This window comes from Bradyrhizobium altum (assembly GCF_020889705.1).
GTDB classification, from domain to species: Bacteria; Pseudomonadota; Alphaproteobacteria; order Rhizobiales; family Xanthobacteraceae; genus Bradyrhizobium; species Bradyrhizobium altum.
In genome coordinates this window covers 1-9,387 of record NZ_JACMYP010000312.1, presented here as the reverse complement: position 1 = coordinate 9,387, position 9,387 = coordinate 1, and the positions used below count along the sequence as shown (strand labels likewise).

Below are 9,387 nucleotides of genomic sequence, written 5' to 3'. Positions count from 1 at the left end.
CGGCCTGCTCATCGGCGAGTTCCTTTGCCGCGGCGCTGGCGCTGCGGAGCAGCCGGGCAGCCGCCCTGAAAGCATCCTCGTGGTCGGGACTTTGCGCGCGCCAGCGTTGCAAAGCGTCGACGTCGGCGCGCGTCGGCGCGCCGGCTTTCAGCCGAACTACCCAGTCAAGCGCCTCATCCAGCAACGGATCGGGCCCGGAAGTGCGGGTCGGCTCGGTCACGACGGATCGCTCATCACCCTGCTCGCCAAACCTCAACCTCCCGATCGCGTCGAGCACATAGCGAAGGTCGCTATATAGACGATTCCGACGGCAGCAGGGCACCGCAATCGGCCGTTGCGCACAACGCAGGCAGAAACATCCGGTAATCGCAGCTTGCTCCGGGTCGCGCGCCGGGAGGCCGCGCGGCGATCGCATGCCGGGCCGATCAGGTCTGTACGTGTTTTCAAGCGGCGCAACACTTCCGGCGAACCTTTCCCAGGCACCCAAACGGTCCTTATGAGATCGCTCTCTACCCTATAGACGACGGAAAGCCCGCTATCCCGCAGAACAGAGGTTGAAAATCCTGCAGCTTGTGCCCCCTGATTTCAGGTCAAGCGCCTGCAGTTGTTGGAAATAGTTCCGGCAACAAATTTCGACGGCCGGCTCCGCGTGACGGCGCGCGTCGCGGCCGCGGCGAATGCGATCACGTACGGGGACGAGGACCGCCGAGACGACGGATCAGAGTATAATCGAGGCAATCGGCACAATGGCTCAGGGCCAACTTCAAATCGCTTTCCACCGTTCGCACGCTGACACCGAGGCGGGTTGCCACATCGCTCGGCGTCCGTCCCTCGATCGTAATGCTATAAAGCACATCGCGCGGCCGCTCCGGCAATTCGGCCAGCGCCCGCTTGAAGGCATCAATATCGGAGCGCGCCTCGACGATTCGCGCCGGGCTCGGTCCGTCGTCGCTGACGTCGAGCAATGAATCGATTTCGGCCGCACTGACGCGCAGATTCTGCGCCTTCTGGCGATCCCGGGCGATGTTGATCGCGATACGGAAGATATAATCGGCGGGGCTGCGGATCGGCACGGCGTCAGTGACCCGCTCCAGCCGCAGGAACGTCTCGTGCAGGGCCTCGTAGGCGAAGTCCGACGATCCCAGACGGCGGGTCAATTTCTTGACCAGGCCGTCGTAGTTATCTGCAAGCTGGCCCCGCAGCCGCACTCGATTGATTTCAGCCACGTTCCGCGGCCTCCCAGACACCAGCCCGATATCCAGATTGAATTGTTCTTGAAGCTGCCCATCTCGTAACGGCCGCGCACAACACATTTATGACGGCAACAAGTCGACACCGAACGACACGCAAGCTGGTGCATCGCGGTCACATCCAAACAATGAACTGCCGCTCGCGCTTGCGAAGCCGAACGCGACCGCACAATTGAATCAGGCCGGGTCGAAGACCAAAGTGATCTGAATATTGAGCCGGTCGGGCAGCGCCGACGGGATCAACGGCAGCGGCTGCGCCCGCCGGATCGCGTCGACCGCAGCCTTGTCGAGCACGGCCTGTCCGGAACTGGTCTTGACCCAGACCTCGAGCAGGGTGCCGTCCCGCTGCATGGAGAACAGCGTCTCGACCGCCCCGTGCAGCCGACCGAGCCGCGCCGCGTTCGGATAGCGCTGGTAGCGTGCCACGTGACGAAGCAGCGCCTGCTGAAATTTCACGGCGACACTGTTGGGCGGCGCATCGGCGGGCGACGGCGTCGGACGCAGGCTCGGCACGGTTGGCTCCGCCGGCATCGGCTCCCGCGCCGGGGCAGCGGTCAGATTGTCGAGCGGCGGATCGGAGCTCTCCAGCGACACCTCGGTCCGGCTCGCGAGGGTCGCGGTTTGCGGCTGCGACACGGGCGCAACCGGAATCGGCGCAGGCGACGGGCTCGGCAGCAACCGAACCTGGACGATCGAGCTCTGCTCCCGGCTTGCCGGTCCAGCCGGAGGCTGCAACCGGATCCAGTAAATTCCCCCGACGAACAACAGGGCCGCGATGGCCGGCACCAGGAGCAGACGCAGCACCTCGCCCGAGGTCCACGCGCTCGGATCCTCGGGATGAAACAGCAGCGTCATCGGCCTCAAGCCGCGCACGCCATCCGCTCCGCTGGTGTCGTTGTCAATCATTGGAACGATTTCACCCGGATCGCGATCCGCACCGGCTGCGACGCATTCGCGGGCGTCGTTCGGCTGACGGTCAATCCTTGCAGCGCCGCGGTCACGGCGGCATCACGGTTCTGATCGCCGGTCGATCTCAACAGCTGGGTTCGCTGGATCGTGCGCGAGGGATCGATCCACAGATCGACAACGAGCTGATAGCTGCCGCCGCGAGACCCGATATTCTTCTGTAACGCTTTCTGAAGGTCGAGCTGCAGGCTTTCGCTGTAGTCGCGCAGCGCGCCGGTATCGTTGCCGTCACTGGTCGCCCGCACCTGAAGCGTGCCGAGCGACAGATCCGCGGTCGCAAGCGGGCTCGCCGGCGGATGGTCGGCGCGCGCGGCGCGCGAAGCAAGCGTGATGGCATCCGGACGAATGTACTGGACCTTCAGATCGGTTCCCGTCAGCAGCACATTCAATGCATCCTCGGGCGTGAGGCTGCCTTCGACCGAGGTCGACTTCCGTCCCGTCGCAGAATTGCTCTCATAGAGCACCTGAACGCCGGTTCGTTCGCCATAAGCCTGCAGCGCGCTCGCAAGCTGCTGGGCCGGAATGTTGAATTCGATCGCTGCGGATGCCGTGACGGTGTCGCGCTGCTGCGCGGCAACCGCGCAGATGCTGCCGATCAGCAGCGCAGCACAAATCCCGAACAGATACCGCGACGTTGCGGAGGCTCCCGGAGCGTCGGCGCCGATCGCAGCGCCCGCGCGTGCACTATATGATCCAACTGCCGTCATAACCTTGCTTCGGCCCAAAGTGACCGTGGGTGAAATTCGGCCAGCATGTCTGTGCGGGTTGACCTTCCGGCCAGCGAGCCTGCGTTCTTTATATCTGGAATGTGACGGCCGTCTAACCGGCAACGTGATCGGCCGGAGTGCCGGGAATTTGTGCTGACCTTTCAGCGCGAAAAGTTCCCGAACAGCGCCGGAGCGGCGCCGAACTCCAGGCAAGCGGCGTCGGGCCAAAAAACGAGCGAGCGCTCTCTCAGAAAAATTGATCATCCCCCTTTTCCGAACGGCGGTTCGTGGGCTAGGAATTAAGCAAGGGCGCAAAGCCCGGCCCGGATCGGCAACCAAATGAATGGTCCGGGGACATAGCCAGGGAGGCAACGTGGGTCTCGCGCGTCAGCGGCCGGGGACGAATGCGTTCGCGATGGACGTGCTTTGCGCACGCATTCTCGAACGTCATCGGGATTCCATCCGGGTCCAGAAGCCGCATCTCGCCGTTCCGAACCTCACGCGCATCATCGGCGCGACGCTCACGCTGTCCAACAAGCACGGCTTTCACGCCACCACGCTGCGCCAGCTCGCGGAGGCGTCCGGCCTCAGCATGGGCGGCCTCTATACCTATTTCGACAGCAAGCCGACGCTGCTGTCGATGATCCTCGGCGAGGTCGCCCAAACGGCCGCCGAGGTCCTCACCGCACCGCCCGGCAGCGTGAAGCAGGATGCACGCAAGCACCTGCACTGGATCATCGCCACCCACGTTCGCATGAGCGAGGCGATGCAGCCCTGGTTCGTGTTCTCCTTCATGGAAGCAAAGTCGTTTCCGCCCGCGGAACGCCAGCGCGCCATCGAGATGGAGGTGATGACCGAGAAGATCATCGCCGACGTCCTCAAACAAGGCGTCGCCAGCGGGATGTTCGCCATCGACCAGGTCACGCTGACGGCGTCGCTGATCAAGCCGCTGCTGCAGGACTGGTACGTCAAGCGCGCGAAGTACCGCCGACGCGGCACCTCGATCGAGGCCTACATCAACGCCGTCGGCGCCTTCGTCGACGCCGCGGTCGCCGGCAGGACGCGGCCGAGCCGCGTCACGACCGGCTCCCGCACGAGATCCAGGCCGACGGCGCAGCCATAGCAGCAGGAAGGACGAGGAATGAAGCGATTGCGGTTCAATCAACAGGAGATCGTCTTCGCCGTATTCGCCGTGCTCTTCCTGGCGTTCTCGATTTTCCTGCGCGGCTTTCTGACGCCGGAGAACATGCTGACGCTGCTGCAGAACGTGGCGGTGCTCGGCATCCTCGGGCTCGCCATGGCGCTGGTCGTGATCGGGCGCGGCATCGACATCTCGCTGATCGCAGCGCTCGCGGTCCCTCCAGGTCTCGTGCTGCAGATGGTGCAGAACGGCCACTCGCTGCCGGCCTCGCTGCTGACGGCCGTGCTGCTCACGATCGCCTTCGGCCTGGTCAATGGCTGGCTTATCGCCTACGCGGAAGTCCCTTCGCTGTTTGCGACGCTGGCGACCGGCCTGCTGCTCGCCGGCCTCGGACAGGCCGCGCTGTTTCAGCTCGACGTCGTGCAGTGGAGCGACGGCATGCAGGGCTTCGAGCGGCTCGGACAAGGCACCATCCTCGGTATCCCGACCTCGATCGTGATGTTCGCGATCGCCTGCGTGGTGGTCGCCTTCCTGCTGCGCCAGACGCGCTGGGGCGCCTACATCTACGCGATCGGCGACAATCCCTATGCGGCCCGCGTCACCGGCATCCCCTCGCGGCCGATCATCGTGCTGCAATATGTCGTCGCGGCCCTGATCGGCTGCTTTGCAGGCCTGGTGATGGCGGCGTCGGTCAACTCGATGCCGACCCGCGTCTTCAATTCGACCCTGATCTACGACGTCATTCTCGTCGTCGTGCTCGGCGGCATCGGGTTGTCGGGCGGCCGCGGCGGCGTGCTCAACGTCATCATCGGAACGCTGCTGATCGGCACCATGCTGAACGGCATGACCATCATGGACATCTCCTACGCCGGACAAAACCTCGTCAAGGGCGTCGTCCTGCTGCTCGCCGTCATCACCGATTCATTCCTGAATCCGCGCAACGAAGAAACGGCACAGCAGGGCGACATCTGAACCAAGCCACAAAAAGATCAATCACGACCAAGGAGGAAGCAATGAAATACGCTGTCAGGACTGCCAAGGTGATCGCCGCAGCGCTCGGGCTCGCGGCCATCGCCGCACCGGCTCTGGCCCAGCAGGGCCTGGACGAGCCGTTCCAGAAGCCGTTCAAGGAGGCCCTCGCCGGCAAGACGGTGGCCTATGTTCCGGTCGCCATGAACTTCGACCTCACCGAAGGCTGGTACGCCGGCATGAAGAAGGAGCTCGAGCCGCTCGGCGTCAAGTTCGAGATCCGCGATCCCAACTGGAACACCAATGCCGGCGCGCAGGCGGTGACCTCGCTGATCTCGGAGAAGCCGGCCGTGATGGTGATCCACAATCCGGACGTGCAGACCTACGCCAAGCTGCTGCAGCGGGCCGAGAACGAAGGCATCTACGTCATCCAGATCAACATGGGATCGGCCTATCGCTCGTCGGCCTTCGTCGGCGCCAACTGGATCGAGATCGGCGAGAAGGACACTGAGGCCGTGGTCAAGGCCTGCCAGGGCAAGTCGAACAAGATCGCCATCGTGCAGGGCGCGCTCTCGGCGGCGGCCAGCGCCTACACGCTCAAGGGCGTCGAGAACGTGCTCGCCAAGCATCCCGAGATCAAGGTGGTCTCGAGCCAGGCGGCCGACTGGGATGCGGCAAAGGCCAAGGCGATCACCCAGACGGTGCTGAAGCAGAATCCCGATCTCTGCGGCATCGTCGGCTTCTGGGACGGCATGGACATCGGCACCGCGGCCGCGGTGAAAGAAGCCGGTCTGACCGGCAAGGTGTTCGTGGCGACCTCCGGCGGCGGCGAGCGCAAGGGCGCCTGCGAACTCGTGAAGTCCGGCGCCTTCGACCTCAACCTGAGCTACGACGTGCCGACTCAGGCCGCGCAGATGGCAGGCACCATCAAATGGCTGCTGTCGTCCGGCGCCAAGGCCGGCTCGATCAAGGGTTCGGAATACACCACCCTGATTCCGATCACCAAGGAGAACGCCGACAGCCAGACCGCGTGCTGGAATCTCAGTGACCTGAAGAAATAGCGCGGCCACGTCCGCTTGACGTCCCGGGTGCACCCCGCCCCGGGACGTCGATCTCCCGAAATCCAACGCCCTGCTGGAATGCCGATGCGCGACACCCTGACGAGCCTGCGTTACCGCTACTGGCCGGATCATCTCCTCGGCGAGATCCTGTCCAAGCGTTGGACCGAGACCGCCATTCCGGTGATCCTTCTGCTGATCGTCGGCTTCGCGCTCAGCCGCTCCATCGATCACTTCCTGTCGCCGGCGAGCCTTGCCGACACCGCGCGGCAGGCCGGCGAGATCGGCTTCATCGGACTCGGCATGGCGCTGGTGGTCATCGTCGGCGGCATCGATCTGTCGGTCGGCTCGATCTTCGCGCTGACGGACTTCTGCGCGCTCTATCTGCTCGACGTGCTGAACTGGCCGGTGCCTGCGGTGGTGGTCGCCACCCTCGCCTGCGGCGCACTGCTCGGCGCCGTCAACGGCGTCCTGATCGGATACTTGAGGCTGCGCGCCTTCATCACCACGCTGATCACCTTGATCATCTACCGCTCGGCATTCGACCTGCTGATCCAGCGCTACTCCAATTCGATCGCCGCGGCCTTTCCCGACATCCCGTCCTGGAATTTCATCGGCGGCGGCGACGTGCTCGGCATTCCGAGCGTCGCCCTTGTCTACATAGCGATCGCGATCTTCGGTCATATCTTCATGACCCGGCTGCGCCCGGGCTGGCACATCACCGCGATCGGCGGCTCGCGCCGCTCGGCCTACAATTCCGGCATTCCGGTTCGCCGCACCATCGCGCTGTGCTATGTCGCGAGCGGTGCGCTGACCAGCATCGCCGCGCTGTTCTTCGCCGCAAGGCTCGGCACCGTCGGCGGCGACATCGGCGTCGGCCTCGAGGTGATCGTGCTGACCGCAACCGTGCTCGGCGGTATCACGCTCGGCGGCGGCAAGGGCTCGGTCGCCAAATCGCTGGTCGGCGTGCTGATCGTGCTCTTGATCACCAACGGCCTGACCACGCTCAATGCGCGCGGCGGCATCAACCGCATGGCGCTCGCAGGCATCCTGCTGATCGCCGCGATGGTCGACATCCGCTGGCAGAAGAACCGCACCCGCATCATCAGCAAGGTCTATGTCGCGCCGACCTATCACGCATTGCCGCCGCCCCCGGCCACCGAGATCGGCCAGGGCGGCCCGTTCGAGCAGAACGACAAGCTGCGCGACGTCGAATTGATCGGTCTCGGCCGCATCGAGGCGCCGGAGGACGTGATCCTCGACCGCAACAACAATCTCTACGCCGGCTCGCGCCATGGCGACATCATGCGCTTCTTCGCGCCCGACTATCAGCGCATGGAGGTGTTCGCCCATATCGGCGGCCAGCCGCTCGGCATGGCGTTCGACCGGCAGGACAATCTCTATGTCTGCATCGGCGGCATGGGCCTGTACCGGATCACGCCGGACGGCACCGTGGAAAAGGCGACCGACGAGACCAATCGCAGCATGCATTCGGTGAACGACGACAGCCGCCTGCGGCTGGCCGACGACCTCGACATCACCGATGACGGCCTGATCTTCTTCTCCGAAGCCACCGTGCGCTACGAGATGGACGAATGGCCGATCGACGGGCTCGAGGCCCGCGGCAACGGCCGCATCATCTGCTACGACACCAAGACCGGCGCCACGCACACTGCGCTGCGCGGCCTCAAATTCCCCAACGGCATCTGCGTCGCCAGCGACGGCCAGTCGATCCTGTTCGCCGAAACCTTCGGCTGCTCAATCAAGCGGCTGTGGTTCGCGGGGCCGAAGAAGGGCCAGGTCGAGGTGGTGATGGACAATCTGCCGGGCTATCCCGACAACATCAATCTCGCCTCCGACGGCAATTACTGGCTGGCGCTGGTCGGCATGCGCAGCCCCTCGCTCGACCTCGCCTGGAAGATGCCCGGCTTCCGCCGCCGCATGGCGAAGCGCGTCCCGGTCGACGAATGGCTGTTCCCGAACATCAACACCGGCTGCGTGGTCAAGTTCAACGAGCAAGGCAAGATCCTCGAATCGTTCTGGGACCTTCGCGGCGAGAACCACCCGATGATCACCTCGATGCGCGAGCATCGCGGCTACCTCTATCTCGGCGGCATCATGAACAACCGGATCGGCCGCTACAAGCTCGACAATGTCGATCCGAACTTCGTGCAGTATGACAAACGCTGGGGGAAGCTGTCGTGATCGCGGCCGTCAGGGAATTCGCCAACCGCTTTCTCGGCCGTGGCGAGGCCACCATCACCGTGCCGTCGTTCGACGGCGCGCTCAAGCCGAACCAGAAACTGGAGGCCGCGACCACCCTGCTGGAATGCGAGGCACCCGAGGATCTCGCGACCGATGGCCGCAACCTCTATGTCGCCGACGGCCGGCGTCTGCTGGGCCTCGACGGCAGCACCGCGACCGAGTTGCGCAGCTTCGAGCGGCCGATCTCGGCGCTTTGTGCGCTCGCCGACGGCGGCCTCGCGGTCGCGCTCGGCGGCCGCGAGGTGCGCCTCTACGCCAATCCCTCATCGGGCGAGCCGAGCGTGACGTTCAGCGACGCCGCCTTCAATGCGATCAACGCGTTGACGCTGGCGGACGACGGAGCGTTGATCGCGACCGACGGCTCGACGACCTGCGGCGTCGACGATTGGGCGCGCGACCTGATGGAGCTCAACCGGAGCGGCCGGGTGTTCCGGCTCGATCCCAGGACCGGATCGGTGAAGCCGCTGGCCTCGAAGCTCGGCTACGCGTTCGGCGCCTGCGCGCGCGGCGATGGCGTGCTGGTCAGCGAGAGCTGGCGGCATCGTCTCGTGCTTGTTGCGGATGGCACGCCGCCGCAGATCGTGCTCGGCCACCTGCCGGTGTATCCGTCGCGGCTGTCGAAGGCCACCAGCGGCGGCTATTGGCTCACGGCGTTCACCGCACGCACCCAGCTGATCGAATTCGTGCTGCGCGAGCCGGCCTATCGGCGCCGCATGATGGCCGAGATCGAGCCGGCCTATTGGGTGGCGCCGCGGCTGCGCTCGGGCTTCTCGTTCAAGGAGCCGATGCAGGGCGCGCACATCAAGACGATGGGCGTCATCAAGCCGTGGGCGCCGCCGCGTTCCTACGGCCTCGTGATCCGGCTGGGCGAAGACGGCAAGCCGCTCTATTCGCTGCACAGCCGGGTCGACGGCATCAATCATGGCGTCGTGGCAGCACTCGAGCTGGGCAGCGACCTTGTGCTGATCGCCAAGGGACCGGGCCGCGTGCTGAAACTGCCCCTCGCTGGGCTTGCCGAGGAGGTCGGCTCA

At 64.9% G+C, this 9,387-nt stretch carries 9 protein-coding genes; 5 read left to right on the top strand and 4 right to left on the bottom strand.

The features are described from left to right. The 4 genes from H8B02_RS41400 to H8B02_RS41385 form a co-directional block, all read right to left on the bottom strand. On the bottom strand, positions 1–220 hold a 220-nt coding region (locus tag H8B02_RS41400), incomplete at its 3' end, for a FecR/PupR family sigma factor regulator (protein WP_229171443.1). A gap of 463 nt (positions 221–683) precedes the next feature. After that, on the bottom strand, positions 684–1,226 hold the full coding sequence (locus H8B02_RS41395; protein WP_229171442.1) for an RNA polymerase sigma factor: 543 nt from the start codon (positions 1,224–1,226) through the stop codon (positions 684–686). Between the two features lie 201 nt (positions 1,227–1,427). Further along, the gene (locus tag H8B02_RS41390) at positions 1,428–2,105 is read right to left on the bottom strand and encodes an energy transducer TonB family protein (protein WP_229171441.1); all 678 of its coding nucleotides are present in this window, start codon (positions 2,103–2,105) and stop codon (positions 1,428–1,430) included. A gap of 47 nt (positions 2,106–2,152) precedes the next feature. Further along, a complete protein-coding gene (locus H8B02_RS41385) occupies positions 2,153–2,923 on the bottom strand; it encodes an STN domain-containing protein (protein WP_229171440.1) in 771 nt (256 codons plus the stop codon). A 415-nt stretch (positions 2,924–3,338) separates the two neighbouring features. Here H8B02_RS41385 and H8B02_RS41380 point away from each other — a divergent pair, with 415 nt between their 5' ends. The 5 genes from H8B02_RS41380 to H8B02_RS41360 form a co-directional block, all read left to right on the top strand. Beyond that, the gene (locus tag H8B02_RS41380; protein WP_229171444.1) at positions 3,339–4,046 is read left to right on the top strand and encodes a TetR/AcrR family transcriptional regulator; all 708 of its coding nucleotides are present in this window, start codon (positions 3,339–3,341) and stop codon (positions 4,044–4,046) included. An 18-nt stretch (positions 4,047–4,064) separates the two neighbouring features. Further along, positions 4,065–5,036, top strand: coding sequence for an ABC transporter permease (locus H8B02_RS41375; protein WP_207833677.1), 972 nt, complete (start codon positions 4,065–4,067; stop codon positions 5,034–5,036). A gap of 41 nt (positions 5,037–5,077) precedes the next feature. Further along, complete coding sequence (locus tag H8B02_RS41370) at positions 5,078–6,094, top strand: sugar ABC transporter substrate-binding protein (protein WP_092122674.1); 1,017 nt, start codon at positions 5,078–5,080, stop codon at positions 6,092–6,094. A gap of 78 nt (positions 6,095–6,172) precedes the next feature. Further along, entirely contained in the window at positions 6,173–8,296 is a 2,124-nt protein-coding gene (locus tag H8B02_RS41365; protein WP_229171439.1) for an ABC transporter permease, read from the top strand. Beyond that, positions 8,293–9,387 (top strand): SMP-30/gluconolactonase/LRE family protein (locus H8B02_RS41360; protein ID WP_229171438.1); only part of this gene is annotated, 1,095 nt, incomplete at its 3' end. The genes H8B02_RS41365 and H8B02_RS41360, both read left to right, overlap by 4 nt.